The following is a 25,365-nucleotide window of genomic DNA, read 5'->3' on the forward strand; positions in this document are numbered from 1 at the left end:
CTCAGCGGTCCGCCTTCGCCTTGTAACCGCGCCCCCACTGCAGCCCCCACCCGTACAACCGGTCGAGTTCCCCCTGGAACCCGTACACGAACTGCACCTCGCGCCGTACGACGAGTTCGTCCTTGACGTTCTCGATCATCACGACCGCGCAGGACCGCGCCTGGGGATGCCGCTCGTCGAGACCTATCTCGATCCGCGGCCCGTTGCTCGGGTACAGCGTCACGATCGCGTGCGTGCGGTCGAACGCCGGCGTCTGGTCGTAGATGTAGACGAAGACCAGCAGCCGCTTGATGGCCTCCCAGTGGTCCAGGTTGACGTACATCGTCTCGCCGGACGCCGACCCGAAGCGGTCGTCACCGCTGAGCTTCACGTACGGCGGTGCATTGACGTCCCCCAGGAATCCGCCGAGCGGCTGGACGACCCCCTTCGTCCCGTCGGCCAGTTCGTACAGGCAGCCCAGGTCGAGGTCGACGTTGACCATGCTCTGGCTGTGTCCGAGGACCTCCGGCGGCCTGAGCGCCTTGAAGGGGTGCCGCAGCAGCGACTCCCGCTGCGAGCCGCCGATGTCGGACGTCCGCATCCGCCAGGTCAGGTTGATGCGCAGGTTCCCGGTCGCCGCGCCCTGTTTGGTGAGCGAGACCCGGTTGTGCCGCTTGGTCAGTTCGATCGCGTTGCTGGCCGCGCTGCCCGAGTCGAAGTCGACCTCGCGGCCGCCCCGGAGTCCGTCCAAGAAGCCCATTCCCGCCCCTACGTCCGCGTTGGAAAACCGGCGTCACCTGGAAAACCGGCGGGGCGGCCGGAGACCGGCCGCCCCGCTCAGAGCGTTCCTCACCAGGAAGGGTGTCACACCCCGGACGAGACCTCAGTCTTCTCGTCCGAGCCCCGGGCTTTTCCCTCGGCGGCCGCGAGCGCCTTGTTGCGGCGCACGGACGACCAGAAGGACCAGCCGATCAGGATGACCCCGACCATGCCGGTGATGATCTCGTGGATCTCGTACTGGATGGTCACCATGAGGATCACCGCGAGCGCGCCGATCGCGTAGTGGGCGCCGTGCTCCAGGTAGACGTAGTCGTCGAGGGTGCCCTGGCGGACCAGGTACACGGTCAGCGACCGCACGTACATCGCGCCGATACCCAGACCCAGGGCCATCAGGACGATGTCGTTGGTGATCGCGAACGCGCCGATCACACCGTCGAAGGAGAACGAGGCGTCCAGCACCTCCAGGTACAGGAACATGAAGAACGCGGCCTGGCCGGCCATGAGCACCGCGGACTTGGGCTTGCCCTCGCGCTGGGCCCGCTCCTCCTCCTCGTGCTCGCGTTCCTCCTCCTCTTCGAGTTTGTCCTCGAAGTAGCCGGAGAGGCCGCCGACGATCATGTAGGTGATCAGACCCGCGATACCGGAGATCAGGACGGTCTGTGCCTTGTCGACGTGGGCGCCGCCGTGCTGGTGGGCGTTGGTCGCGAAGGTGAACGCGGTGATCAGCAGGACGACGAGCGCGATGCACACCGACAGCATGTCGACCTTGCCGAGCTTGGCCAGCGGCCGCTCGATCCAGCGCAGCCACTGGATGTCCCGGTCCTCGAAGATGAAGTCCAGGAAGATCATCAGCAGGAACATGCCACCGAACGCGGCGATCGCCGGGTGCGCGTCGGTCACCAGTTCCTGGTAGTGGTCCTTGTTGTTGAGGGCGAGGTCGACCGCCTCGATGGGCCCCATCTTCGCGGTGACCGCGACGATCACGACGGGGAAGACCAGCCGCATGCCGAAGACGGCGATCAGGACACCGACGGTGAGGAAGATCTTCTGCCAGAAGGCATTCATCTTCTTCAGGACTCCGGCGTTGACCACCGCGTTGTCGAACGACAGGGAGATCTCGAGGATGGAGAGGATCGCCACGACACCGAAGCCCTCCCACCCCCCGTAGAGGACGGCGGCGACCAGGCCGAGCGCGGTGACCGCGAACGACCAGCCGAAGGTTTTGAGAACCACTGGCTACCCAATCCGTACGTGTACGGGATTCCCCCGTGCCGCACTCGGCTTTACGAAGACTTGAACCCGAAGTCTAGTCGGCCCCTCTTCGCAGCCCACCCGGCCCCGGTTTTTGCTCATAACGCGTTATGAGACGTTGACCCCGAAGTCGAGGGCGATGCCGCGCAGGCCCGAGGCGTAGCCCTGTCCGACCGCCCTGAACTTCCACTCGTTCTGGTACCGGTAGACCTCGCCGAAGATCATCGCGGTCTCGGTGGAGGCGTCCTCGGAGAGGTCGTAGCGGGCGAGCTCCTGGCCGTCGGCCTGGTTGACCACGCGAATGAAGGCGTTGCTGACCTGACCGAAGGTCTGGCCGCGGTTGTCGGCGTCATGGATGGAGACCGGGAAGACGATCTTGTCGCACTGCGGCGGCACCCTGGAGAGGTCGATCAGCAGCGACTCGTCGTCGCCCTCGCCCTCACCGGTGAGGTTGTCGCCGGTGTGCTCGACCGAGCCCTCCGGGCTCTTGAGCTGGTTGTAGAAGACGAAGTACTCGTCACCCAGGACCCGACCGCCCCCGCACATCAGGGCGCTGGCGTCGAGGTCGAAGTCGGCTCCGGTGGTGGAGCGCGCGTCCCAGCCGAGCCCGATCATCACCTGAGTGAGGTTGGGTGCGGCCTTGGACAGGGAGACGTTTCCCCCCTTGGCGAGCGTGACGCCCATCTGCTGTTCCCTCCCCGAGAGTGTGCTTCTGTGCTGTTCCTGCACGTCCGGCGCCGCACGCAAACCGTGCGACGCCGGACGAGAGACCGGGGCCGGGCCTAGACGTTGACGCCGAAGTCCTGCGCGATGCCGCGCAGGCCCGAGGCGTAGCCCTGGCCGATGGCGCGGAACTTCCACTCGGCGCCGTTGCGGTAGAGCTCCCCGAAGACCATGGCGGTCTCGGTGGAGGCGTCCTCGGAGAGGTCGTAGCGGGCGATCTCGGCGCCGCCGGCCTGGTTGACGACGCGGATGAACGCGTTGCGCACCTGGCCGAAGGACTGCTGGCGGTTCTCGGCGTCGTAGATCGAGACCGGGAACACGATCTTGTCGACGTCGGCCGGGACGCCGGCGAGGTTGACCTTGATCTGCTCGTCGTCGCCCTCGCCCTCACCGGTGGTGTTGTCACCGGTGTGCTCGACCGAGCCGTCCCCGCTCTTGAGGTTGTTGAAGAAGACGAAGTTCGCGTCGCTGGCGACCTTGCCGGCCGCGTTCACCAGCAGGGCGCTGGCGTCCAGGTCGAAGTCGGTGCCGGTCGTGGTGCGGACGTCCCAGCCCAGACCGACGATGACCGCGGTCAGGCCCGGGGCCTCCTTGGTCAGCGAAACGTTGCCGCCCTTGCTGAGGCTGACTCCCACGGGTCCTCCATTTGGTGTCCTGGGGCCGGGAGCCCCGTAGTGCGTGCGATGTCGGATGCTGTCGGATCAACGATTCGATCCTAGTGAGGGGTTCCCGGCCCACGCAGTCCCTGGAGACGAACAATCACAGGGTGTCGAGCGCCTTCACGTACTCGTTCAGGTCGCGGGCGTCCGGCAGGGCGTTGACGACGGTCCAGCGGACCACGCCCTCCTTGTCGATGACGAAGGTGCCGCGCACCGCGCAGCCCTTGTCCTCGGCGAAGACGCCGTAGGCGCGGGAGACCTCGCCGTGCGGCCAGAAGTCGCTCAGCAGCGGGTACTCCAGGCCCTCCTGCTCGGCGAAGACGCGCAGGGTGTGGATGGAGTCGTTGGAGACGGCGAGCAGCTGGGTGTCACGGTCGGAGAACTGCGGCAGGTTGTCACGCAGCTCGCACAGTTCACCCGTGCACACGCCGGTGAAGGCGAAGGGGTAGAAGAGCAGCACGACGTTCTTGTCGCCGCGGAAGTCGGACAGCTTCACGGTCCTGCCGTGGTTGTCCTTGAGCTCGAAGTCGGGGGCCTTTTCGCCGGCCTGGATCGCCATCGCGTGGATGTCCCTTCGGGGGGGCTGTTCGAGTGACGGAACCACCCTACGCAGCGATCAGGGCACGGAAGCGGACGGGCCGGTCGCGCCGGCCCGTCCGGTTCCACGGGGTTGCTTCAGGGCTACTTCTTGGACTTGGCCGCCTTGGGCGTCACCAGCCGGCTGCCACTCCAGTCCTTGCCCACGCTGACGCTCTTGGAGGCGGACAGCCCCGCCGTCGTCGCGGCTTCGGAGATGTCACTCGGCTCCACGTAGCCGTCACGGCCGGTCTTCGGCGTCAGCAGCAGGATCGAGCCGCCCTCCTCGATGTACGTGGTGGCGTCCACCAGCACATCGGTCAGGTCGCCGTCGTCGTCACGGAACCAGAGCACCACGGCATCGGCGACGTCGTCGTAATCCTCGTCCACAAGGTCGCTGCCGATGACTTGCTCGATGGCCTCGCGGAGTTCCTGGTCTACGTCGTCGTCGTAGCCGATCTCCTGGACCACCTGCTCGGGCTGGAACCCCAGCCTTACGGCAGGGCTCGTCTCCGCGTGGTCCGCGGTCGCGCTCACGGGTTGCCTCCTGATCATGTTTCGATGAATGTCTCAGCCACGCGCGTGCGCGAAGCGTTGGCCGTAGTCCACACGGGCGGGACGGATCGCGCAAGTACCCGGCGTTTCCGACCGCCGAAACGGTGACGTTCCGGAACGTGTCGGCCCAACTCCAGGCACATCATCCCGCTCGTGTCGTGACGCACGCCACACCCTTCTGCCCTCTTTGCGTGTTTGGGAACCATACCCGGGTGCGGGACCCCGGGTTACCCCGGAGTAGAGATGACGTTTGGCCCCCCCGAGGTACACGATGGGGAGCGGTGCAGACATGCAGGAATACGGCCCTCTGACAGGTAAGGAACAGCGTGGCTTCCGGATCCGATCGCAATCCGATCATCATTGGCGGCCTTCCGAGTCAGGTTCCTGACTTCGATCCCGAGGAAACCCAGGAGTGGCTCGACTCCCTCGACGCCGCCGTGGACGAGCGCGGCCGGGAGCGGGCCCGCTATCTGATGCTGCGGCTGATCGAGCGGGCCCGCGAGAAGCGCGTGGCCGTGCCCGAGATGCGCAGCTCGGACTACGTCAACACGATCCCCACCAGGGCGGAGCCGTTCTTCCCCGGCAACGAGGAGATCGAGCGCAAGGTCCTGAACGCCACCCGGTGGAACGCGGCCGTGATGGTCTCGCGCGCCCAGCGTCCCGGGATCGGCGTCGGCGGACACATCGCCACCTTCGCCTCCTCCGCGTCCCTCTACGACGTCGGCTTCAACCACTTCTTCCGCGGCAAGGACGACGGCGACGGCGGCGACCAGGTCTTCTTCCAGGGCCACGCCTCACCGGGCATCTACGCCCGCGCCTTCCTGCTGGACCGCCTCAGCGAGCAGAACCTGGACGCGTTCCGCCAGGAGAGGTCGAAGGCGCCGCACGGCCTGTCCTCGTACCCGCACCCGCGGCTGATGCCGGACTTCTGGGAGTTCCCGACCGTGTCGATGGGCCTCGGCCCGATCGGCGCGATCTACCAGGCGCGGATGAACCGTTACATGCACGCGCGCGAGATCGCCGACACCAGCAAGTCCCACGTGTGGGCGTTCCTCGGGGACGGCGAGATGGACGAGCCGGAGTCGCTCGGCCAGCTGACCATCGCCGCGCGCGAGGGCCTCGACAACCTGACCTTCGTCGTCAACTGCAACCTGCAGCGCCTCGACGGCCCGGTGCGCGGCAACGGCAAGGTCATCCAGGAACTGGAGTCGGTCTTCCGGGGCGCCGGCTGGAACGTGATCAAGCTGATCTGGGACCGGAGCTGGGACCCGCTGCTCGCGCGGGACCGCGACGGCATCCTCGTCAACCGGATGAACACCACCCCGGACGGCCAGTTCCAGACGTACGCCACCGAGTCCGGCTCGTACATCCGCGAGCACTTCTTCGGCGACGACCAGCGCCTGCGCGCCATGGTCGAGGGCATGACCGACGACCAGATCCTGCACCTGGGCCGCGGCGGTCACGACCACAAGAAGATCTACGCCGCGTTCAAGGCGGCCGTGGAGCACAAGGGCCAGCCGACGGTCATCCTCGCCAAGACCGTCAAGGGCTGGACGCTGGGCCCGAACTTCGAGGGCCGCAACGCCACGCACCAGATGAAGAAGCTGACCGTCGCAGACCTCAAGGGCTTCCGCGACCGTCTGCACCTGCCGATCTCCGACAAGGAGCTGGAGTCGGGCGCGCCGCCCTACTACCACCCGGGCCGGGACTCGGAGGAGATCCAGTACATGCACGACCGCCGGCTGGGTCTCGGCGGGTACGTCCCGACCCGTGTCGTGCGCGCGAAGCCGCTCGCTCTGCCGGAGGACAAGACGTACGCGAGTGTGAAGAAGGGTTCCGGGCACCAATCGATCGCCACCACCATGGCGTTCGTACGGCTGCTCAAGGACCTCATGCGGGACAAGGAACTCGGCAAGCGGTTCGTGCTGATCGCGCCGGACGAGTACCGCACCTTCGGCATGGACTCCTTCTTCCCGAGTGCGAAGATCTACAACCCGCTTGGCCAGCAGTACGAGTCGGTGGACCGCGAACTGCTGCTCGCGTACAAGGAGTCGCCGACCGGGCAGATGCTGCACGACGGCATCTCCGAGGCGGGCTGCACGGCCTCGCTGATCGCGGCGGGGTCGGCGTACGCGACACACGGCGAGCCGCTCATCCCGGTCTACGTCTTCTACTCGATGTTCGGTTTCCAGCGCACCGGCGACCAGTTCTGGCAGATGTCGGACCAGCTGGCGCGCGGTTTCGTACTGGGTGCGACCGCCGGCCGCACGACCCTGACCGGTGAGGGCCTCCAGCACGCCGACGGCCACTCGCAGCTGCTCGCCTCGACCAACCCGGGCTGTGTGGCGTACGACCCGGCGTTCGGGTTCGAGATCGCGCACATCGTGCAGGACGGTCTGCGCCGGATGTACGGCCCCGACAGCGAGAACGTCTTCTACTACCTCACCGTCTACAACGAGCCGATCCAGCACCCGGCCGAGCCGGAGAACATCGACGCCGAGGGCATCCTCAAGGGCGTCTACCGCTTCAGCGAGGGCACCTCGGGGTCGATCCCGGCGCAGATCCTGGCGTCCGGTGTGGCCGTGCCGTGGGCGGTCGAGGCGCAGAAGCTCCTCGCCGAGGAGTGGAACGTCAAGGCCGACGTCTGGTCGGCGACCTCCTGGAACGAGCTGCGGCGCGAGGCCGTGGCCTGCGAGGAGCACAACCTGCTGCACCCCGAGGAGGAGCAGCGGGTGCCGTACGTGACGCGGAAACTGGCCGGTGCGCAGGGGCCGTTCGTCGCCGTCTCCGACTGGATGCGGGCGGTGCCGGACCAGATCGCGCGATGGGTGCCGGGCACCTACCAGTCGCTGGGCGCCGACGGGTTCGGCTTCGCCGACACCCGGGGTGCGGCGCGGCGGTACTTCCACATCGACGCGCAGTCGATCGTGGTGGGTGTGCTGACCGAGCTGGCGCGGGAGGGCAAGGTGGACCGGTCCGTGCTGAAGCAGGCGATCGACCGGTACCAGCTGCTGGACGTGTCGGCGGCGGACCCGGGAGCGGCGGGCGGCGACGCGTAGCCGCTGCGCTCGGCTTGAGCCTTGAGCGGTGAAGGGCGATGGGGCCTTGTGGTCCCACCGCCCTTACTGTTTCTTTACGATGCCCTCATGCACCAACAATCGGCGCAGGACCGGTGGGAACAGTGGACGCAACGGCCTCTGCTGGGGCTGGCCGTGGTGTTCGCCCTCGCCTACGCGGTACCGATCGTGGACACCTCTGCCGGGCCGTCGGTGACGTTCGCGTGCACGGTGGTCGAGTGGGTCGTGTGGGGGACGTTCGCCGCGGACTACCTGGTGCGGCTCGCGCTGACTCCCCGCCGGCGGGAGTTCGTCCGCACCCACTGGCTGGACCTGTGCGCGGTCGTGCTGCCGCTGCTCCAGCCCCTTCGCCTGCTGCGTCTCGTCTCCACGCTGATGCTGCTGGGGCGGCGGGCGCGGATGGCCTCACAGATCCGGGTCACGACGTACGTCGGCGGCGCGGTCGTCGGACTGCTGATGTTCGGGTCGCTGGCCGTGCTCTCGGTGGAACGGGACTCCCCGAACGGGAACATCCGGACGCTGGGTGACGCGGTGTGGTGGTCCTTCACGACCATGACGACCGTCGGGTACGGCGACCACGCCCCGACCACCGGTCTCGGCCGCATGATCGCGGTCGGGCTCATGCTGTCCGGGATCGCCCTGCTGGGTGTGGTGACCGCGAACATCGCCGCCTGGTTCATCGAGCGGTTCGAGAAGGACGACGTGGAGGAACGCCAGCAGACGGAGGCGATCCGCGCTCTGACGGAGGAGGTACGGGCGCTGCGGGCCGAGGTGGAGGCCCTGCGCAAGACGTCCGTCGGGGGCTGAGCGCACTTCCGCTCCCGCGAGCCTGTCGAGGGTCGAGCGTGAGGGCACGGCCCTGTGCGAGACGTCCGTCGGAGGCTGAGCGCATTCCGTTCCCGTGCCCCAGTCGCACGACGTCCGCCGGGGCCGAGCGAGAACTCCGCGGGCGCCGCCCTGCGCACGGCATCCGCCGAAGGCCGAGCCCAGCCGCGAGGAGGCGGCTCTGCGCTCTCTGTAGGACAGGAGCGAGGACTTACGCGGGCGCGGCGGCCCGGCGGCGTGTACCGGACGCTCGCCGCCTGGCGGGTGCCGCCGGGATTCCCGGACCCCACGGCGGGACGCCACCGGTTCCAGGGGCCGTCCCTGAAACAGCTCAGCCGCGGGCCGGGCGAGGGCTTCGAGGGCGCGGCCGACCCACGAGGAGTCGCTCCTGGCACGCGGGCGGGCCCCCGGTCGTCCCACCGGGGGCCCTTCCCTCACGCGCCCCGGGTCAGAAGAACCCGCTGCCCGGGGTGGCCGCTCCGACGAGCCAGATGATCGCCAGGAGCGTGTCGATGGCGCCCAAGATGAAGGCGACCAGGGCCGGCCAGGCGCGGTTGCCGCCTGACCAGGTGCGGCCCATGGCGAGCCAGCCGCAGACGATCGCGATGGGGCCGAGGATGATCCCCAGCACGAAGAAGCCCGCGATCGCGCAGATGACTCCGATGATTCCGAGCGTCGCGCGGTCCGGCCCACTCCGTGACCATGTCCGGCCATGTGAGCGGGGGTGCTTGCGCGTTCCTTGTCCGAAGCCCGCCATCATCAACTCCCTGACACCCTTGGTTGGTTGGGTTCGTCTCGGGTTCGTTGATGCGGGTACCCCCGTCACGGCCGTTAATCCTCCGGCCTTGCGGCGCGCCGCCCCCCTCCGGCAGCGCGCCGCAGCGCCGTCCGTCCTCCGCGTCCCACGAGCGTGCCGTGCGGAGGACTTGACTTACTGTGACCTGCGCCGCCTGCCGGAGGCGAGAATTCTTTAGCCTCTTCACCCTGATAGGGGAAGAACACTGACATCCCGTCAGGCGTGACCTGCGGGTTCGTCAGATGTGGCCGACGCCCGCGCCCGCCTCGGCGTTCTCGCCGCGCTTGGTGAGCAGGGCGACGAAGACCGCGACCACGGCGACGCCGGCGGCGACCAGCGACGCGAGGCTCATGCCCGAGATGAACGTGTCGTGGGCGACGTCGGTGATCTTCGCGACGATCGCCTCCGGGGTGCCCTTGGCCACGGGTGCCACACCGACCTGGACCGCTTCCGAGGCCTGGTCGAGCTGGGCCGGGGTGAGGGCGGGGAGGCCGGCGTCCTTCCAGTTGGCCGCGAGGTCGCCGTCGACCTTGGAGGCCATCACCGCGCCGAGGACGGCCGTACCGAGGCTGCCGCCGATCTGCATAGCGGCCTGCTGGAGACCGCCGGCCACACCGGAGAGCTCCATGGGGGCGTTGCCGACGATGACCTCGGTGGCGCCGACCATCACGGGCGCGAGGCCGAGGCCGAGCAGGGCGAACCAGAGCGACATGGTCGCGCTGCCGGTGTCGGTCTCCAGCGTGGACATCCCGAACATGGCGATCGCGACGGACGCCATGCCGCCGGCCAGGGGGATGCGCGGGCCGAGCTTGGTGATCATCGCGCCCGCGAGCGGGGAGCCGACGATCATCATCCCGGTGAGCGGGAGCAGGTGGAGACCGGCGTCGATCGGGCTCATACCGTGCACGTTCTGGAGATAGAAGGTCACGAAGAACAGGCCGCCCATGAACGCGATCGCCATCAGGACCATGAGGACCACGCCCGCCGACAGCGCGACGGAACGGAAGAGCGCGAGCGGGATCAGCGGTTCCTTGACCTTGGTCTCCCAGAGGGCGAACAGCACGAAGCCCACGGCGGACACGGCGATGAAGGTCCAGGTCAGTCCGTCGCCCCAGCCCCAGGTCGGGGCCTTGATGAGCGCCCAGACCAGGCAGAACATGGCGGCGGACAGCAGGGCTATGCCCAGGATGTCGAAGGAGCGCGGGGCGTTCTCGGCGCGGTGGTCGAGCAGGATCAGCACGCCGAGGACGAGGGCGAGGACGCCGACCGGCACGTTGATGAAGAACACCGACTGCCAGTTGACGTGCTCGACGAGGACACCGCCGAGGATCGGGCCGCCGGCGGTGGAGGCACCGATGACCATGCCCCAGATGCCGATGGCCATGTTGAGCTTCTCGGCCGGGAAGGTGGCTCGCAGCAGGCCGAGCGCGGCCGGCATCAGCAGGGCGCCGAACAGGCCCTGGAACACGCGGAAGGTGACGACCGCGGAGATGCTGCTGGACATGCCGATGGCGCCCGAGGCGGCGGCGAAGCCGACGACACCGATCAGGAAGGTCTGGCGGTGGCCGAAGCGGTCACCGAGCTTGCCCGCGGTGATCAGGGCGACCGCCAGGGCGAGGAAGTAGCCGTTGGTGATCCACTGGACGTCCGCGAAGCTCGCCTTGAGGTCCGACTGGATGGCCGGGTTGGCGATGGCCACGATGGTGCCGTCGAGGGCCACCATCATGACGCCGACGGCCACGGTCAGGAGGGTGAGCCACGGGTGGCCGCGCAGTCCGGAGGCGGGCGGCTGATCCGACGGGGGCTGTGACGCCCTGTCCTCCGGCCCCGTCGTGTCGATGGTGGTCTGACTAGTCATGTGTTCGAGGCTAGTGACAGCCACTGACAATTGACAAACCAATTCACAAGTCGGTAACTGACACCAATGGAAACTCTGCGCGAACGCAAGAAGCAGCGCACCCGCGAGTCGTTGCTGCGGGTCGCCATCGAGCTGTTCACCGACCGCGGCTACGAGCAGACGACCGTCGACGACATCGCCGACGAGGTCGGGGTCTCGCAGCGCACCTTCTTCCGCTACTTCGCCGGCAAGGAGGAGGCGGCGCTCGCCCTCCACGAGATGACGGTGGCGCACTTCGTCGACGGCGTACGCGCGCGCCCCGCGCACGAGCCTCCGCTGGAAGCGCTGCGCCAGGCCGTGCTGGAGGGCTGGGACACCCTGCACGAGGTCGTCGACGCGGTCGTGCCCGTGGAGCGGTTCCTCGGCATGTACCGGGTGATCGAGTCGACGCCCGTGCTGCTCGCCGCCCATCTGCGGCGCTCCGCGGAGTCCGAGGAGGTCCTCACGCGCGTGCTCGCCGAACGCGAGGGCCTCGACGGGAACACCGACCCGCGGCCCAGGCTGCTGGTGGCCGTCTTCAGCGGTGTCATGCGGGTCACGGAGCGGCAGTGGCTGACGGACGGCGACTTCAGTCTGGAGGCGATGCGCGAGTTGACGGTCTCGAATCTCGAACTGCTGGGTCCCGCCCTGACCGGCAAATGGCCCGCTTACACCAAAACGTGATCCCCGTCACTCGATTAACCCGAGACCGTCTCGTTCTCCTAGTGTGTCCTTTCAGTGACTTCCTTCGACACCTCCCCGCAACTCAACGTCTGGCGCCTCCTGCTCGCGCTGGCCGTGGTGTTCGTGATGCTGGCGACCACCGGTTGGACCGCGCTGCGCAACCAGAGGGAGGCCACGCCGCTCCAGGCCTCCCTCGAATCCTGGGAGCACGGCCACCTCCACGGACACCGGCTGCCGGACCCGGACACCGCCTCGCCGGCCCAGCTCACCCGGTTCTTCGCGTCGCTCAGCTCGCAGGACCGGGTCCGTCTCGCCCAGCGCTACCCGCTCGCGGTCGGCAACATGAACGGCGCCCCCGTCGCGCTGCGCTACCAGGCCAACCGCCTCGCGCTCCTCAAGGCCCGAGGCGTCGAGCGCACCCGGATGCACAACCCGCTGCTCACGCCCGAGGGCCAGCAGGAGGCGGGCCGCCGGATGCACCGCTTCGAGTCGCTGACGGCCCCGGAGCGCCACATCCTCGCCTTCGACCCGGACGGCTCCGGCCGGATCGCCGAGGTCTTCGGCGACCTGCGCACGGCGGAGCGGATCTCCGTCATCGTGCCCGGCGTCGACACCGACCTGCTCACCTTCCAGCGCACCAACCGCACTTACTCCGCCCCAGTCGGCATGGCCAAGGCCCTGTACCGGGCCGAGCGCGAGGCGAGCCCCGCCACACGCACGGCGGTGATCGCCTGGGCCGACTACACGGCACCCGCCGGACTGGGCATCGACTCGGTCACCGCGATGCGCGCCGAGGGCGGCGCCGTCCGCCTGAACGCGCTGGTGCGTGCGCTGCCCGGCACCTCGCCGGTCTCCTTGTTCTGCCACAGCTACGGCTCCGTGGTGTGCGGAGTTGCCGCGCACGCGCTGCCCCGCAGGGTGGCCGACATCGCGGTGGCCGGCAGCCCCGGGATGCGTACCACGGACGCCTCCCACCTGCGCACCTCCGCGCAGGTGTGGGCGATGCGGGACGCCGACGACTGGATCCAGGACGTGCCGTACCTGGAGGTCGGCGGGTTGGGCCACGGGGCCGACCCGGTGTCCTCCGCGTTCGGCGCGCGTGTGTTGTCCGCACGGGGTGCCGACGGGCACGCCGGCTACTTCGAACCCGGAACGGAGAGTCTGCTCAACTTCGCCGAGATCGGCATTGGCGCGTACCGCTCGGTGCGGTGCGCCCACGAGGACGAAGCCTGTCGCGCCGGTTTGTCCGGCACGGCCACGGCCGGACGCGCGTAGAGACTGCAGGAACTGCGGTCTGCGCGAGGAGGGGACGAAGGAGCTCGTGCCGAATACGATGACCCGCATGGGTGACGTACTGGCCGGATTTCATGCCGCCTGGGAGTTCGAGTCCGACTCCGTGCTCATCCGCTACGAACGGGGGATTCGAACTCCGAAGCTCTTCCAGGCACTGGGAGAACGACGGATCCCCCTGGAGGCGATCTCCGGGGTGACGCTGACTCCCGGGAAGCGGGGCACGGTGGTGTTGCACGCCGAGCCGCGGCCCGGGGCGGACCCGCTCATGGAGGCGGCGGCGGGGCAGCTGAAGGAAGGGTGCGATCCGTACCGGCTGGTGCTGCCGGCCGACAAGGAGACGCTCGCCGAGTACTACGCGGACGAGCTGCGCGCGCTGCTCAAGGAGGACGACGAGCCCGCCGAGCGCTTCCTGGTACCGGCGCCCGAGGTGCCGTTGCAGTTCAAGGCGTACGACGGGAAGGCGTCCTTCGACGGCCGGACCGTGCACTTCCGCTGGTTCTGGACGGGAGCGTCGTCGGCGAAGTGGAAGGCCGGTGACCAGAGCTTCCCGGTGTCCGAGCTGAGCGGGGTGGAGTGGCGGTCGCCGGAGGTGCTCGAAGGGCATCTGCGGCTGCTGCGCGCGGAACAGGGGCCGGCGCAGGCTGACCAGGATCCGGCGGCGGTGGTGTTCGGGCTGGGATACGGGCCCGTGCACGAGTCGTTGCCGTTCGCGGCGGCGGTGCTGGCGGCCGTACGGCAGCGGGGGCCCGCGGCAGCGGTCCCGGCTGCGAGCGTGCCGCGCCGGGACCCTGCCGACATCGCCGAACGGATTCGTCATCTCGGGGAGCTGCACCAGGCCGGGCTGGTCACCGACGAGGAGTTCTCCGTGAAGAAGGCGGAGTTGCTGGCGGAGCTCTGAGGTGCGTTGTCGGGTGCAGACCGGTGGGGGCTCGTCGCGCCCACGCGGCGGAGCCGCATATCGATACAGCCCCGCGCCCCTAGGTGGCTTTACTCACGGCCCGCTGAAGAGAACCGCATGTCCGCGTACCGGTCTCCCGCCACCTGTGCGGCGATGGGCTCCAGCAGCTCCAGCTGTTCCTTGGTGAGTTCGATGCCCGTCGCCGCCGCGTTCTCCTCCACCCGGCCCGGCTTGCGGGTGCCCGGGATCGGGACGACGGACAGCCCGTGCACCGACGCCTGCTGCTGGACCCAGGCCAGGGCGATCTGCGCGAGGGAGACCCCGTGGGCCTCGGCCACCGTGCGGACCGGCTCCAGGAGGGCCGCGTTGGCGGACGCGTTGTCGCCCGTGAAGCGGGGCTGCTGACGGCGGAAGTCGTCGGCGGTGAGGTCCTTGTCGGCGTCGGTGAAGGACCCGGTGAGGAAGCCGCGGCCGAGCGGGGAGTACGGGACGAGCGCCACGCCCAGTTCGCGGGTCGCCGGGACCACCTGGGCCTCGATGTCCCGGCTGAACAGGGACCACTCCGACTGCACGGCGGCGATGGGGTGCACGGCCTGCGCGGCACGCAGCTCCGTCGCGGTGACCTCGCTCAGGCCCAGGTGCTTGACCTTGCCCTCGCGCACCAGCTCGGCCATGGTGCCGACGGAGTCCTCGATCGGGACGTTCACATCGCGCCGGTGCATGTAGTAGAGGTCGATCGCGTCGACGTCCAGGCGCTTCAGGCTGGCCTCGACGGCCTGGCGGATGTACGGCGGGTCGTTGCGGATGATCCGCCGGGTCGGGTCGTCCGGGGGTATCGCCAGGGCGAACTTGGTGGCGATCACGACCTCGTCGCGGTGGGCCCTGAAGAACGGGGACAGGAACTTCTCGTTCTCCCCCTGGCCGTAGGCGTCCGCCGTGTCGTAGAGCGTGATGCCGAGCTCCAGGGCCCGCTCCAGGGTGGCCCGGGACTCCTTCGCGTCCGTGGGGCCGTACGCGAAGCTCATGCCCATGCAGCCGAGTCCCTGGACGCCGACCTCCGGCCCGGTCTCGCCCAGTCGTGCGGTGGGGATCCTGCCGTCCGTCATCCTGCGTTCTCCTTCTCCCGGTCGGGGCTGCCGGCCTCGGCGTAGAAACTGATCTTGTGGTCGAGCACGGCGAGGGTGTCCTGGAGTTCCGCGATCCGGGCCAGCACGTCCCGGCGGGTCGTCTCCAGCAGCTTGAAACGGTCGCCGAAGGTCTGGTCGCCCTCCCGTACCAGTTCCGCGTAGCGCACCATGTCGGCGACCGGCATGCCGGTGAGCCGGAGCTTGCCGACGAAGTCGAGCCAGTCCAGGTCGCGGTTGCTGTAGCGGCGCTGGCCGGTGTGCGAGCGGTCGATGTGCGGCATCAGGCCGATGCGCTCGTACCAGCGCAGGGTGTGCGCGGTCAGGCCGGTGAAGGCGACGACCTCGCTGATCGTGTAGCTGTCCTCGCCCACCGGGCGCCGGCGGGGGTGCGGCGGAGCCGCGCAGCTGTCGGTCCTGGTCCCCGTGGTCTCCATCACCGTCATGACCCCAACGCTATGGCCTTGGAGTGCACTCCAAGCAAGCGAAACCGGTGAGAATTCACAGGACGGCAAGCCGATCACATGGCTAGCGTGCGGGACATGAGTCTCGTACGCCGTGCCACGACCGAGGACGCCGGAGAAGTACTGCGGCTGCGCCAGGTGATGATCGACGCGCTGCCCGGCGGGGACGCGTCCACAGCGTGGCACAAGGAGGCCCTGCCGTCCCTGCGGGAGAGGCTGGGCGAGACGGACGGCGATTTCGCGGCCTTCGTCGTCGACCATCCGGAGCGGCCCGGGGCGCTGGCCGCGCTGGTGGCCGGGACGGTCGACTACCGCATCGGGAAGGCGAGCAGCCCGCACGGGCGGTCCGGGTACGTCTTCAGCGTCGCCACCGACCCGGACGCACGCCGACGCGGGTACGCGCGCGCGTGCATGGACGAACTGCTGGCGTGGTTCCGCGAGCGGGGTGCCGGTCAGGTCATGCTGACCGCGTCCCCCGAGGCCGAGCCGCTCTACGCCGCCCTCGGCTTCGTCCACAAGCCGGACCCCACGATGATGCTGCGGCTCTGAGCCGCTTAGGCTCGGCGGCATGTCCTTGCAGAGCCTTGCGTTGATCGAGAACTGGCCGGTTCCCACCGTCGCGGCGGGGGTGGTGCGGGCCGACGGGACGGTCCTGGGCACTCATGGCCCTGTCGACCGGCGGTTCCCGCTGGCCTCGGTCACCAAGCCGCTCGCGGCGTACGCCGCCCTGGTCGCGTACGAGGAGGGGGCGATCGAGTTCGACGAGCCGGCCGGGCCGAGCGGGTCGACGGTGCGTCATCTCCTCGCGCACACCTCGGGGCTGGCCTTCGACGAGCACCGCGTGACCGCCCCGCCCGGCGAGCGCCGGCTGTATTCGAACGCGGGCTTCGAGCAGCTCGGCGACCACCTCGCGAAGGCGACGGAGATCCCCTTCGCCGAATATCTGCGGCAGGCGGTGCTGGAGCCGCTGGGGATGACCTCGACGAGCCTCGACGGCTCCCCCGCCAAGGACGGCACCTCGACGGTCGGGGACCTGCTCCGCTTCGCGGCGGAGGTGCAGGCACCGAGGCTGCTGGATCCGCGCACGGTCGCGGAGGCGATGACGGTCCAGTACCCGGGCACCAAGGGCGTGCTCCCCGGCTACGGCCACCAGAACCCCAACGACTGGGGCCTCGGCTTCGAGATCCGGGACTCCAAGTCCCCTCACTGGACGGGCTCTTCGTCCTCGCCGCGCACCTTCGGGCACTTCGGCCAGTCCGGCACGTTCCTGTGGATCGACCCGGACGCCGGGGTGGCCTGCGTGGCCCTGGCGGACCGCGCCTTCGGACCGTGGGCGGTCGAGGCGTGGCCGGCGTTCACCGACGCCGTGCTCGCGGATCTCTAGGGCATCTCCCACACCAGCAGCTCGGCCCGGCTCACGGCCACCGCGTCCAGGTCCTTCGCGTCGGTGACCCGGGCCGCGTCGCCGGGGCCCAGCTTCTGCTTGTCCAGCTGTACTTCACCGCGTACGACATGGACGTAGACATACCGCGCGTCGGGCACCGCGGTCCGCTCCCCCACCGTCAGCCGCCGCACATGGAGCATCGCGCCCGCCGCCGGGATCGCGTACGGCGTCGAGTCGGCGATCCCGCGGACGATCTCGTACGAGGGCTCACCGCCGGGCTCCAGGGGAGCCAGCCAGGTCTGCACGAAGGTCAGGGGGGTCTCGGCGTCGTTGCGCTCCACGTGCCGGACGCCCGCGGCGGCGCTCAGCCGCTGGACGTCCCCGGCGCGGACCAGCGTCTCGTGCCCGGTGGAGTCGCGGTGGGTCAGTTCGCCCTCGACCACCCACGTGACGATCTCGGTGTGGCTGTGCGGGTGCTCGTCGAAACCGGCCCCGGGCAGGAGGCGCTCCTCGTTGCAGGCGATCAGCGCGCCGAAGCGGAGGTTGTCGGGGTCGTAGTGCGGCCCGAACGAGAAGGCGTGCCACGACTCGATCCCCGCTCCGGGATCCCCGCCTGGGTAGCGCTCCGTCGCGCGCCGTACGTCCGTCACGGCACCACGGTAGCCCCGGGACGGGCCGCCCCGGGTGCCGTAGTCGGTACCCGGCGGCGCGCGCCGGCGCTCCGATGAGGCAGTCTTGTCCACGTGCCCGAATCCGTATCCCGCAAGTCCGGTCCCGCAGCGCCTGCCCATGCCCACGCCGCGACCCTGAAGCGGCTGGAGAAGTCGTCCGGGTCTCTCGCTCAGCAGGCCATCACGCGCATGGACGAGACGCTGTCGTGGTACCGGGCCATGCCTCCGGAGAACCGTTCCTGGATCGGGCTGGTCGCCCAGGCCGGCATCGCGGCCTTCACGGAGTGGTTCCGGCACCCGGACGCCCCGCAGGCCATCTCCACCGACGTGTTCGGGACCGCTCCCCGTGAGCTGACCCGGGCCATCACGCTGCGCCAGACCGTGGAGATGGTCAGGACGACCATCGAGGTCATGGAGAGCGCGATCGACGAGGTCGCCGCCCCCGGTGACGAGTCCGTGCTGCGGGAGGCCCTGCTCGTCTACGCCCGGGAGATCGCCTTCGCCACGGCGCAGGTCTACGCCCAGGCCGCCGAGGCACGCGGTGCCTGGGACGCCCGCCTGGAGTCGCTGGTCGTCAACGCGGTGCTGAGCGGGGAGGCCGACGAGGGGGCCGTGAGCAGGGCCGCCGCGCTCGGGTGGAACGCCCCCGAGCATGTGTGCGTCGTCCTCGGCACCGCCCCGGACGGTGACTCCGAGCTCACCGTGGAGGCCATCCGCCGGGCCGCCCGGCACGCCAAGCTCCAGGTCCTCACCGGGGTGCTCGGGACCCGGCTCGTCGTCATCGCGGGCGGCAGCGACAACCCTCTCGCGGTGGCCAAGTCGCTGATCGGGCCCTATGCGGCCGGGGCGGTCGTCGCGGGACCCGTCGTACCCGATCTGCTGGCCGCCACCCGGTCCGCGCAGGCCGCCGCCGCCGGACTCAGGGCGTGCAGTGCCTGGGAGGACGCCCCCCGACCGGTCCTGGCGGACGACCTGCTTCCGGAACGCGCGATGGCCGGGGATCCGAGTGCGCGCGAGCAGTTGGTGGAGGAGATCTACAGACCGCTGGAGGAGGCCGGTTCCGCGCTCCTGGAGACTCTCTCCGTCTATCTCGAACAGGCGTCCAGTCTGGAGGGCGCGGCCCGGATGCTCTTCGTGCATCCCAACACCGTGCGCTACCGGCTTCGACGTGTGACTGACGTCACCGGCTGGTCGCCCTCCGATGTACGGTCGGCGTTCACCCTGCGCATCGCGCTCATCCTGGGGCGTCTGGCCGACGGGGATCTCCAGGCCTAGGCTTTTGTCGGGGGTCCACAAAACCCCCTCTCGTTCTTCGTCCCTGTCCCCACGGGCGGCTAGGGCCGCCCTCAAGAGAGAGTGTGAGAGTGCTCGTACTCGTCGCTCCCGGCCAGGGCGCCCAGACGCCCGGCTTCCTGACCCCCTGGCTCGAACTCCCCGGTGCTGCGGACCGCGTCGCCGCGTGGTCCGACGCCATCGGGCTGGACCTCGTCCACTACGGCACACAGGCCGACGCGGACGCCATCCGCGACACCTCGGTGGCTCAGCCGCTGCTGGTCGCGGCCGGAATCCTGTCCGCCTCGGCACTCGGCGCCGTCGCGGACATCGCCCCCGGCGCGGTCGCCGGGCACAGTGTCGGCGAGATCACCGCCGCCGCCTTCGCGGGTGTCCTGGACGACACCGCCGCCCTCACCCTCGTACGCAAGCGGGGTCTGGCCATGGCCGAGGCCGCCGCGATCACCGAGACCGGCATGTCGGCGCTGCTCGGCGGCGACCCGGAGGTCTCCGTCGCGCACCTGGAGAAGCTCGGCCTGACCGCGGCGAACGTCAACGGTGCCGGGCAGATCGTCGCCGCGGGCACGCTGGAGCAGCTCGCCGTGCTGAACGAGGACAAGCCCGAGGGTGTCCGCAAGGTCGTCCCGCTGAAGGTCGCCGGTGCCTTCCACACGCGCCACATGGCCCCCGCGGTCGACACGCTGGCCAAGGCCGCCGCCGACCTGGCACCGGCCGACCCGACCGTGACGTACGTCTCGAACAAGGACGGCAAGGCCGTCGGCACCGGCGCCGAGGTGCTGGAGCGCCTGGTCGGCCAGGTCGCCAACCCGGTGCGCTGGGACCTGTGCATGGAGACGTTCAAGGAGCTCGGCGCCACCGCGTTCATCGAGGTCTCCCCCGGCGGCACGCTGGTCGGCCTCGCCAAGCGCGCGCTGCCCGGTGTGCAGACCCTGGCACTCAAGACCCCCGACGACCTCGACGCTGCTCGCGAGCTCGTCGCCGAGCACAGTGCCTGAACAGGAGCCGAGAGCAATGTCGAAGATCAAGCCCAGCAAGGGCGCTCCGTACGCGCGCATCCTCGGTGTCGGCGGCTACCGCCCCACCCGGGTCGTGCCGAACGAGGTGATCCTCGAGACGATCGACTCGTCCGACGAGTGGATCCGCTCGCGCTCCGGCATCCAGACCCGGCACTGGGCCTCCGACGAGGAGACCGTGGCCGCGATGTCGGTCGAGGCGTCCGGCAAGGCGATCGCGGACGCCGGGATCTCCGCCGAGCAGATCGGCGGCGTGATCGTCTCGACGGTCTCGCACTTCAAGCAGACCCCGGCCGTCGCCACCGAGATCGCCGACAAGCTCGGCACCAACAAGGCCGCCGCCTTCGACATCTCGGCGGGCTGCGCGGGCTTCGGCTACGGCCTGACCCTCGCCCGGGGCATGATCGTCGACGGTTCGGCGGAGTACGTCCTCGTCATCGGCGTGGAGCGGCTGTCCGACCTGACCGACCTGGAGGACCGCGCGACGGCCTTCCTGTTCGGTGACGGCGCGGGCGCGGTCGTCGTGGGCCCGTCCCAGGAACCGCACATCGGTCCGACCGTGTGGGGCTCCGAGGGCGACAAGTCGGACACCATCAAGCAGACCGTACCGTGGAACGAGTACGACAGTTCCGGCAAGTTCCCTGCGATCACGCAGGAGGGCCAGGCGGTGTTCCGCTGGGCCGTGTTCGAGATGGCGAAGGTCGCCCAGCAGGCGCTGGACGCGGCCGGGATCAGCCCGGACGAGCTGGATGTCTTCATTCCCCACCAGGCCAACGAGCGGATCATCGACTCGATGGTGAAGACGCTCAAACTGCCGGAGCACGTCACGGTCGCGCGCGACGTGCGCACCACCGGCAACACGTCGGCCGCCTCGATTCCGCTCGCCATGGAGCGGCTTCTGGCGACCGGTGAGGCGAAGAGCGGTGACACTGCGCTCGTCATCGGATTCGGGGCGGGTCTCGTGTACGCCGCCACTGTCGTTACCCTCCCCTAGGCACTCCGTGCCGGATCACCCGATCCGCTGCGGGAAGCACTGCCAACCCTCTGGAAAAGAAAACGAAGGAGCGCCGAAATGGCCGCCACTCAGGAAGAGATCGTCGCCGGTCTCGCCGACATCGTGAACGAGATCGCCGGCATCCCGGTTGAGGACGTCCAGCTGGACAAGTCCTTCACCGACGACCTGGACGTCGACTCGCTGTCCATGGTCGAGGTCGTCGTCGCCGCCGAAGAGCGCTTCGACGTCAAGATCCCGGACGACGACGTCAAGAACCTCAAGACGGTCGGCGACGCGACCAGCTACATCCTCAAGAACCAGGCCTGAGCCCTGCTTGGGCCGGACGCTGACCGGCCCCGCCACCCGGCGGTGGCGCCGCTTAATCCTCGTACCGTTGGAGAAAGATTTCCCGTGAGCCCGACCAATCGCACCGTGGTCGTCACCGGTATCGGCGCAACCACACCGCTGGGTGGCGACGCAGCCTCTACCTGGGAGGGCCTCGTCGCCGGCAAGTCCGGCGTCAGGCCCCTGGAGCAGGAGTGGGCCGCCGAGCAGGCGGTCCGCATCGCCGCACAGATCGCGGTGGAACCCACCGAGGTCATTCCCCGCCCGCAGGCCCGCCGCCTGGACCGCTCGGCGCAGTTCGCGCTGATCGCGGCCAAGGAGGCCTGGGCCGACGCCGGTTTCGAGGGCAGGGCGGGTGAGGACGGCTCGGTCGGCGAGGTCGACCCCGACCGGCTCGGCGCCGTCATCGCCTCCGGCATCGGCGGTGTGACGACCCTCCTCGACCAGTACGACGTACTCAAGGAGAAGGGCGTCCGCCGCGTCTCCCCGCACACCGTGCCGATGCTGATGCCCAACGGCCCGTCCGCCAACGTGGGGCTGCTCGTCGGCGCCCGCGCGGGCGTGCACACCCCGGTCTCCGCCTGCGCCTCGGGCGCCGAGGCCATCGGCTACGCCATCGAGATGATCCGTACCGGCCGCGCCGACATCGTCGTCGCGGGGGGCACGGAGGCGGCGATCCACCCGCTGCCCATCGCCGCGTTCGGCAACATGATGGCGATGTCCAAGAACAACGAGAACCCCGAGGGCGCCTCGCGTCCCTACGACATCGGCCGTGACGGTTTCGTCCTCGGCGAGGGCGCCGGTGTCGTCGTCCTGGAGTCCGCCGAGCACGCCGCCAAGCGCGGTGCGCGGGTGTACGCCGAGGCCGTCGGGCAGGGCATCTCCGCCGACGGACACGACATCGTGCAGCCGGAGCCCGAGGGCCGCGGTATCTCGCAGGCCCTGCGGCACCTGCTGGACAGCACCGACCTGAACCCGGCGGAGATCGTGCACGTCAACGCGCACGCCACGTCGACGCCTGCCGGTGACATCGCCGAACTCAAGGCGCTGCGGAAGGTGTTCGGCGACGACGCCGACCACATGGCGGTCTCGGCCACCAAGTCGATGACGGGTCACCTGCTGGGTGGCGCGGGCGGCGTGGAGACGGTCGCGACGGTTCTCGCGCTGTACAACCGGATCGCTCCGCCCACCATCAACATCGAGAACCTCGACCCGGAGGCGGAGGCCAACGCCGACGTCGTCCGCGGTGAGGCGCGCAAGCTGCCCGTGGAGGGCCGTATCGCCGCCCTGAACGACTCGTTCGGGTTCGGTGGGCACAACGTGGTACTGGCGTTCCGTACGGTCTGAGAATCGTCTCTGCGCAACGTGAAGGGCCCCCACCGGTCGGTGGGGGCCCTTCACGTGTACGCGAAGTGCTTCAGACGACCTGGTGCAGCCAGCGGACCGGGGCGCCCTCGCCCGCGTACCTGAAGGGCTCCAACTCGTCGTCCCAGGGCTTGCCCAGGAGCCTGGCCAGTTCCGCCTCCAGGTCCGTCTCCCCTCGCTGTGAGCGAGTGAGCGCCGCGCGCAGGCGGTCCTCCGGGATCAGGATGTCGCCGTGGATGCCGGTGACGGCGTGGAAGATACCGAGGTCGGGAGTGCAGCTGTAGCGCTCGCCCTCGGCGGTGGGGCAGGGCTCGGCCGTCACCTCGAAGCGCAGCAGGTGCCAGCCTCTCAGGGCCGACGCGAGCTTCGACGCGGTGCTCGCCTCGCCCTTCCAGGAGAACTCCGAGCGCCAGGTTCCGGGCGCGGCCGGCTGCCGGATCCAGTCGAGGTTGACGCGTGTGCCGAGCACCCCGGCCACGGCCCACTCGACGTGCGGGCACAGCGCGCGCGGCGCGGAGTGCACGTACAGAACTCCACGTGTCGTCACCGGGACCTCCGGGCAGAGCGGGACAAGTCTTGCTGGCTGGCATGGCGGCGATGGCAGGCAGCCACGTTGATGGCGAGGCTACCGTGCGGCGGCGCAAGGAGTGTGACGTACCGTCGGTCCCGGTGCCCCGAAACGCCCGCCATTCACCCGGCAGGACGCCGACAAGGGTCTCGATCGTTCCCTCGCGGCCACGGGAACTCCCGTGCGTTGTTATGAGAGGACCACCGTATGCACGAGATTCATGAGGGGATCACCACGGATGCGCAAGCAGGGCCACCGTTCGCGGGCCGTTGTCGCCGTCCTGACGGCGGCCCTTGTGGGCGTCGCGGGGTGTGACGCCGTCGGGGGCGACTCGGCGGGCCCCAGCCAGAAGGCGAAGCCCTCGCCGAAGCCCACCCCCGCGTGGGACAGCAGCCCGGGTTCGGTGGCCGCCGTGGGCGACTCCATCACCCGCGGCTTCGACGCGTGCGGCATCCTGACGGACTGCCCCGACGTGTCCTGGGCGACCGGGAGCAGCGCGCAGGTCGACTCGCTGGCCGTGCGGCTGCTGGGGAAGGCGAAGGCGGCCGGGCACAGCTGGAACTACGCGGTGTCCGGGGCGCGGATGGCCGACCTGTCCACGCAGATGGCCCAGGCTGCCGCGCGGGCGCCGGAACTGGTGACGGTGATGGCGGGCGCCAACGACGCCTGCCGTGACTCCACGGCGGCGATGACGCCGGTGGCCGACTTCCGCGCCGACTTCGAGGACGCGCTGAGCGTGCTGCGCCAGAAGGCGCCCAAGGCGCAGGTGTACGTGGCGAGCGTGCCGAACCTGAAGCGGCTGTGGTCCCAGGGGCGCACCAACCCGATGGGCAAGCAGGTGTGGAAGCTGGGGGTGTGCCCGTCGATGCTGGCCGACGCGGACGCCGTGGACGCGGCGGCGACCCGGCGGCGCGACACCGTGCAGAAACGGGTGGAGGAGTACAACGCCGTGCTGAAGGAGGTGTGCGCGCAGGACGCGCACTGCCGTTACGACGGGGGCGCGGTGTACGCCTACCGGTTCGGCACCGCCCAGCTCAGCCACTGGGACTGGTTCCATCCGAGTGTGGACGGTCAGGCGAGGCTGGCGGAGATCGCATACCGCAAGGTCAGGTCCGTGACCTAAAGTTCCGCACATGAACGAACTCTTCGCCACACTTCCCGACGGCACCGCGGTCCACCGCTGGACCCTGGAGCGCGTGGGCGTCCGGGTGCGGATCCTGTCGTACGGCGGGATCGTGCAGTCCGTCGAGGTGCCGGACCGGGACGGGCGCACCGCGGACGTGGTGCTGGGGTTCGCCGGTCTGGACGGGTATCTGGAGCACTCGGGGCCGTATCTCGGGGCGTTCGTCGGCCGGTACGCGAACCGGATCGCGGGCGGCCGTTTCGAGCTGGACGGGCTGACGTACGCCCTTGCGCCCAACAACGCGCCCAACTCCCTGCACGGTGGCGAGAACGGCTTCGACAAGCGGGTGTGGGACATGGCACCGGCCGGGGAGCACGGGGTGCGGCTGAGCCGGGTCAGCGCGCACGGTGAGGAGGGGTTCCCGGGGCGCCTGGAGGTCTCCGCGACCTACAGCCTGGACGGGTCGGGTGCGCTGCGGATCGCCTACGAGGCGGTCACCGACGCGCCGACCATCGTGAACCTGACCAACCACAGCTACTTCAACCTGGCCGGTTCCGGGAACGCGGGCGGGCACGAACTGCGCGTCGCCGCCTCCCGGTTCACCCCCGTCGACGCGGATCTGATCCCGACGGGCGTGGCGGAGGTCGCGGACACCCGGTTCGACTTCCGCGAGGCGCGCAAGGTCGGCGCGGGTTACGACCACAACTTCGTGCTCGACAAGGGGATCACCGGGGACGCCGTCGAGGTCGCCGAGTTGTTCGACCCCTCGTCCGGCCGGGTGCTGACGGTGGCGACCACCGAGCCGGGGCTCCAGCTGTACACCGCGGACCATCTGCCCGAACCGTTCGCGCCCGGCGACGGCATCGCGCTGGAGACCCAGCACTTCCCCGACTCCCCTAACCGGCCGGAGTTCCCGAGCACGGTGCTGCGGCCGGGAGAGACCTACCGCTCCCAGACCGTCTACGGGTTCACGAGCCGCTAGACACGGACGAGCCCCGGCCCAGGGGTCAGGTCCCGGGCCGGGGCTGCTTGTGCGAGGGCCGTGCCCT

The 25,365-nt window shown here is 69.6% G+C and carries 26 protein-coding genes; 14 read left to right on the forward strand and 12 right to left on the reverse strand.

Going from position 1 to position 25,365, the window contains the following annotated elements; translation table 11 throughout:
- Nucleotide 1: 1 nt before the first annotated feature.
- From ACZ48Z_RS08300 to ACZ48Z_RS08325, 6 genes are all read right to left on the reverse strand, one after another.
- Nucleotides 2–739: a TerD family protein gene (locus ACZ48Z_RS08300; RefSeq protein WP_468735003.1), complete on the reverse strand. Its 738-nt coding sequence runs from the start codon at nucleotides 737–739 to the stop codon at nucleotides 2–4.
- Between the two features lie 104 nt (nucleotides 740–843).
- Nucleotides 844–1,992 (reverse strand): DUF475 domain-containing protein, encoded by a 1,149-nt coding sequence (locus ACZ48Z_RS08305; RefSeq protein ID WP_468735004.1) that lies wholly within the window; start codon nucleotides 1,990–1,992, stop codon nucleotides 844–846.
- A gap of 126 nt (nucleotides 1,993–2,118) precedes the next feature.
- On the reverse strand, nucleotides 2,119–2,694 hold the full coding sequence (locus ACZ48Z_RS08310; protein ID WP_468735005.1) for a TerD family protein: 576 nt from the start codon (nucleotides 2,692–2,694) through the stop codon (nucleotides 2,119–2,121).
- Nucleotides 2,695–2,792: 98 nt separating this feature from the next.
- Nucleotides 2,793–3,368 carry a TerD family protein gene (locus ACZ48Z_RS08315; protein ID WP_468735006.1) on the reverse strand — a complete coding sequence of 192 codons (576 nt, stop codon included), beginning with the start codon at nucleotides 3,366–3,368 and terminating at the stop codon, nucleotides 2,793–2,795.
- Between the two features lie 124 nt (nucleotides 3,369–3,492).
- Complete coding sequence (locus ACZ48Z_RS08320) at nucleotides 3,493–3,951, reverse strand: peroxiredoxin (protein ID WP_468735007.1); 459 nt, start codon at nucleotides 3,949–3,951, stop codon at nucleotides 3,493–3,495.
- Nucleotides 3,952–4,073: 122 nt separating this feature from the next.
- Nucleotides 4,074–4,505 carry a DUF3052 domain-containing protein gene (locus ACZ48Z_RS08325; RefSeq protein ID WP_232646584.1) on the reverse strand — a complete coding sequence of 144 codons (432 nt, stop codon included), beginning with the start codon at nucleotides 4,503–4,505 and terminating at the stop codon, nucleotides 4,074–4,076.
- Nucleotides 4,506–4,849: 344 nt separating this feature from the next.
- Between ACZ48Z_RS08325 and aceE the strand changes: the two genes are divergently transcribed.
- A complete protein-coding gene (gene aceE / locus ACZ48Z_RS08330) occupies nucleotides 4,850–7,582 on the forward strand; it encodes a pyruvate dehydrogenase (acetyl-transferring), homodimeric type (RefSeq protein WP_468735008.1) in 2,733 nt (910 codons plus the stop codon).
- 87 nt (nucleotides 7,583–7,669) lie between these two features.
- Nucleotides 7,670–8,407 (forward strand): potassium channel family protein, encoded by a 738-nt coding sequence (locus ACZ48Z_RS08335; protein WP_468735009.1) that lies wholly within the window; start codon nucleotides 7,670–7,672, stop codon nucleotides 8,405–8,407.
- Between the two features lie 466 nt (nucleotides 8,408–8,873).
- Here ACZ48Z_RS08335 and ACZ48Z_RS08340 read toward each other — a convergent pair whose 3' ends face one another.
- Complete coding sequence (locus ACZ48Z_RS08340) at nucleotides 8,874–9,185, reverse strand: small hydrophobic protein (RefSeq protein ID WP_468735010.1); 312 nt, start codon at nucleotides 9,183–9,185, stop codon at nucleotides 8,874–8,876.
- A gap of 274 nt (nucleotides 9,186–9,459) precedes the next feature.
- Nucleotides 9,460–11,079, reverse strand: coding sequence for an MFS transporter (locus tag ACZ48Z_RS08345; protein ID WP_468735011.1), 1,620 nt, complete (start codon nucleotides 11,077–11,079; stop codon nucleotides 9,460–9,462).
- Nucleotides 11,080–11,145: 66 nt separating this feature from the next.
- Between ACZ48Z_RS08345 and ACZ48Z_RS08350 the strand changes: the two genes are divergently transcribed.
- Genes ACZ48Z_RS08350 through ACZ48Z_RS08360 form a run of 3 tightly spaced genes read left to right on the forward strand, consistent with a single transcriptional unit; the run spans nucleotide 11,146 to nucleotide 13,972 of the window.
- A complete protein-coding gene (locus tag ACZ48Z_RS08350) occupies nucleotides 11,146–11,781 on the forward strand; it encodes a TetR family transcriptional regulator (protein WP_468735012.1) in 636 nt (211 codons plus the stop codon).
- Between the two features lie 54 nt (nucleotides 11,782–11,835).
- Complete coding sequence (locus ACZ48Z_RS08355; RefSeq protein WP_468735013.1) at nucleotides 11,836–13,056, forward strand: alpha/beta hydrolase; 1,221 nt, start codon at nucleotides 11,836–11,838, stop codon at nucleotides 13,054–13,056.
- Between the two features lie 58 nt (nucleotides 13,057–13,114).
- Complete coding sequence (locus ACZ48Z_RS08360; RefSeq protein WP_468735235.1) at nucleotides 13,115–13,972, forward strand: DUF4429 domain-containing protein; 858 nt, start codon at nucleotides 13,115–13,117, stop codon at nucleotides 13,970–13,972.
- Between the two features lie 89 nt (nucleotides 13,973–14,061).
- Here ACZ48Z_RS08360 and ACZ48Z_RS08365 read toward each other — a convergent pair whose 3' ends face one another.
- The gene (locus ACZ48Z_RS08365) at nucleotides 14,062–15,078 is read right to left on the reverse strand and encodes an aldo/keto reductase (protein ID WP_468735014.1); all 1,017 of its coding nucleotides are present in this window, start codon (nucleotides 15,076–15,078) and stop codon (nucleotides 14,062–14,064) included.
- Nucleotides 15,075–15,542, reverse strand: coding sequence for a MerR family transcriptional regulator (locus ACZ48Z_RS08370; protein WP_468735015.1), 468 nt, complete (start codon nucleotides 15,540–15,542; stop codon nucleotides 15,075–15,077). Before ACZ48Z_RS08370 ends, ACZ48Z_RS08365 begins: the two co-directional genes overlap by 4 nt.
- 96 nt (nucleotides 15,543–15,638) lie before the next feature.
- Here ACZ48Z_RS08370 and ACZ48Z_RS08375 point away from each other — a divergent pair, with 96 nt between their 5' ends.
- Both ACZ48Z_RS08375 and ACZ48Z_RS08380 read left to right on the forward strand, forming a co-directional pair.
- Complete coding sequence (locus ACZ48Z_RS08375; protein WP_468735016.1) at nucleotides 15,639–16,109, forward strand: GNAT family N-acetyltransferase; 471 nt, start codon at nucleotides 15,639–15,641, stop codon at nucleotides 16,107–16,109.
- Between the two features lie 19 nt (nucleotides 16,110–16,128).
- The gene (locus tag ACZ48Z_RS08380) at nucleotides 16,129–16,944 is read left to right on the forward strand and encodes a serine hydrolase domain-containing protein (protein ID WP_468735017.1); all 816 of its coding nucleotides are present in this window, start codon (nucleotides 16,129–16,131) and stop codon (nucleotides 16,942–16,944) included.
- Here the strand turns inward: ACZ48Z_RS08380 and ACZ48Z_RS08385 are convergent.
- On the reverse strand, nucleotides 16,941–17,594 hold the full coding sequence (locus tag ACZ48Z_RS08385; protein ID WP_468735018.1) for a pirin family protein: 654 nt from the start codon (nucleotides 17,592–17,594) through the stop codon (nucleotides 16,941–16,943). The genes ACZ48Z_RS08380 and ACZ48Z_RS08385 overlap by 4 nt on opposite strands.
- A 93-nt stretch (nucleotides 17,595–17,687) precedes the next feature.
- On the opposite strand from ACZ48Z_RS08385, the gene ACZ48Z_RS08390 reads away from it, so the two are divergent.
- The 5 genes from ACZ48Z_RS08390 (at nucleotide 17,688) to ACZ48Z_RS08410 (ending at nucleotide 22,607) form a co-directional block, all read left to right on the forward strand.
- Nucleotides 17,688–18,890: a PucR family transcriptional regulator gene (locus tag ACZ48Z_RS08390; protein ID WP_468735019.1), complete on the forward strand. Its 1,203-nt coding sequence runs from the start codon at nucleotides 17,688–17,690 to the stop codon at nucleotides 18,888–18,890.
- An 89-nt stretch (nucleotides 18,891–18,979) separates the two neighbouring features.
- Nucleotides 18,980–19,903 carry an ACP S-malonyltransferase gene (locus ACZ48Z_RS08395; protein ID WP_468735020.1) on the forward strand — a complete coding sequence of 308 codons (924 nt, stop codon included), beginning with the start codon at nucleotides 18,980–18,982 and terminating at the stop codon, nucleotides 19,901–19,903.
- A gap of 16 nt (nucleotides 19,904–19,919) precedes the next feature.
- Nucleotides 19,920–20,915 (forward strand): beta-ketoacyl-ACP synthase 3, encoded by a 996-nt coding sequence (locus ACZ48Z_RS08400; RefSeq protein ID WP_468735021.1) that lies wholly within the window; start codon nucleotides 19,920–19,922, stop codon nucleotides 20,913–20,915.
- Nucleotides 20,916–20,993: 78 nt separating this feature from the next.
- Nucleotides 20,994–21,242 (forward strand): acyl carrier protein, encoded by a 249-nt coding sequence (locus ACZ48Z_RS08405; RefSeq protein WP_389820736.1) that lies wholly within the window; start codon nucleotides 20,994–20,996, stop codon nucleotides 21,240–21,242.
- 84 nt (nucleotides 21,243–21,326) lie between these two features.
- Nucleotides 21,327–22,607, forward strand: coding sequence for a beta-ketoacyl-[acyl-carrier-protein] synthase family protein (locus ACZ48Z_RS08410; protein WP_468735022.1), 1,281 nt, complete (start codon nucleotides 21,327–21,329; stop codon nucleotides 22,605–22,607).
- Nucleotides 22,608–22,677: 70 nt separating this feature from the next.
- On the opposite strand, the gene ACZ48Z_RS08415 is transcribed toward ACZ48Z_RS08410, so the two are convergent.
- Nucleotides 22,678–23,172, reverse strand: coding sequence for a DUF3145 domain-containing protein (locus tag ACZ48Z_RS08415; protein WP_468735023.1), 495 nt, complete (start codon nucleotides 23,170–23,172; stop codon nucleotides 22,678–22,680).
- 259 nt (nucleotides 23,173–23,431) lie between these two features.
- Between ACZ48Z_RS08415 and ACZ48Z_RS08420 the strand changes: the two genes are divergently transcribed.
- Nucleotides 23,432–24,316: an SGNH/GDSL hydrolase family protein gene (locus ACZ48Z_RS08420; RefSeq protein ID WP_468735024.1), complete on the forward strand. Its 885-nt coding sequence runs from the start codon at nucleotides 23,432–23,434 to the stop codon at nucleotides 24,314–24,316.
- A 10-nt stretch (nucleotides 24,317–24,326) separates the two neighbouring features.
- Nucleotides 24,327–25,298: an aldose epimerase family protein gene (locus ACZ48Z_RS08425; RefSeq protein ID WP_468735025.1), complete on the forward strand. Its 972-nt coding sequence runs from the start codon at nucleotides 24,327–24,329 to the stop codon at nucleotides 25,296–25,298.
- Nucleotides 25,299–25,365 lie beyond the last annotated feature (67 nt).

It is taken from the genome of Streptomyces sp. NPDC031225, from assembly GCF_055570355.1.

What these genes read in the sequence shown, in the direction of transcription:
- ACZ48Z_RS08300 (WP_468735003.1), bottom strand. Translation starts at nt 739, where the DNA reads ATGGGCTTCTTGGACGGACTCCGGGGCGGCCGCGAGGTCGACTTCGAC.
- ACZ48Z_RS08310 (WP_468735005.1), bottom strand. Translation starts at nt 2,694, where the DNA reads ATGGGCGTCACGCTCGCCAAGGGGGGAAACGTCTCCCTGTCCAAGGCC.
- ACZ48Z_RS08320 (WP_468735007.1), bottom strand. Translation starts at nt 3,951, where the DNA reads ATGGCGATCCAGGCCGGCGAAAAGGCCCCCGACTTCGAGCTCAAGGAC.
- ACZ48Z_RS08335 (WP_468735009.1), top strand. Translation starts at nt 7,670, where the DNA reads ATGCACCAACAATCGGCGCAGGACCGGTGGGAACAGTGGACGCAACGG.
- ACZ48Z_RS08340 (WP_468735010.1), bottom strand. Translation starts at nt 9,185, where the DNA reads ATGATGGCGGGCTTCGGACAAGGAACGCGCAAGCACCCCCGCTCACAT.
- ACZ48Z_RS08345 (WP_468735011.1), bottom strand. Translation starts at nt 11,079, where the DNA reads ATGACTAGTCAGACCACCATCGACACGACGGGGCCGGAGGACAGGGCG.
- ACZ48Z_RS08350 (WP_468735012.1), top strand. Translation starts at nt 11,146, where the DNA reads ATGGAAACTCTGCGCGAACGCAAGAAGCAGCGCACCCGCGAGTCGTTG.
- ACZ48Z_RS08360 (WP_468735235.1), top strand. Translation starts at nt 13,115, where the DNA reads ATGACCCGCATGGGTGACGTACTGGCCGGATTTCATGCCGCCTGGGAG.
- ACZ48Z_RS08365 (WP_468735014.1), bottom strand. Translation starts at nt 15,078, where the DNA reads ATGACGGACGGCAGGATCCCCACCGCACGACTGGGCGAGACCGGGCCG.
- ACZ48Z_RS08370 (WP_468735015.1), bottom strand. Translation starts at nt 15,542, where the DNA reads ATGACGGTGATGGAGACCACGGGGACCAGGACCGACAGCTGCGCGGCT.
- ACZ48Z_RS08375 (WP_468735016.1), top strand. Translation starts at nt 15,639, where the DNA reads ATGAGTCTCGTACGCCGTGCCACGACCGAGGACGCCGGAGAAGTACTG.
- ACZ48Z_RS08380 (WP_468735017.1), top strand. Translation starts at nt 16,129, where the DNA reads ATGTCCTTGCAGAGCCTTGCGTTGATCGAGAACTGGCCGGTTCCCACC.
- ACZ48Z_RS08400 (WP_468735021.1), top strand. Translation starts at nt 19,920, where the DNA reads ATGTCGAAGATCAAGCCCAGCAAGGGCGCTCCGTACGCGCGCATCCTC.
- ACZ48Z_RS08405 (WP_389820736.1), top strand. Translation starts at nt 20,994, where the DNA reads ATGGCCGCCACTCAGGAAGAGATCGTCGCCGGTCTCGCCGACATCGTG.
- ACZ48Z_RS08420 (WP_468735024.1), top strand. Translation starts at nt 23,432, where the DNA reads ATGCGCAAGCAGGGCCACCGTTCGCGGGCCGTTGTCGCCGTCCTGACG.
- ACZ48Z_RS08425 (WP_468735025.1), top strand. Translation starts at nt 24,327, where the DNA reads ATGAACGAACTCTTCGCCACACTTCCCGACGGCACCGCGGTCCACCGC.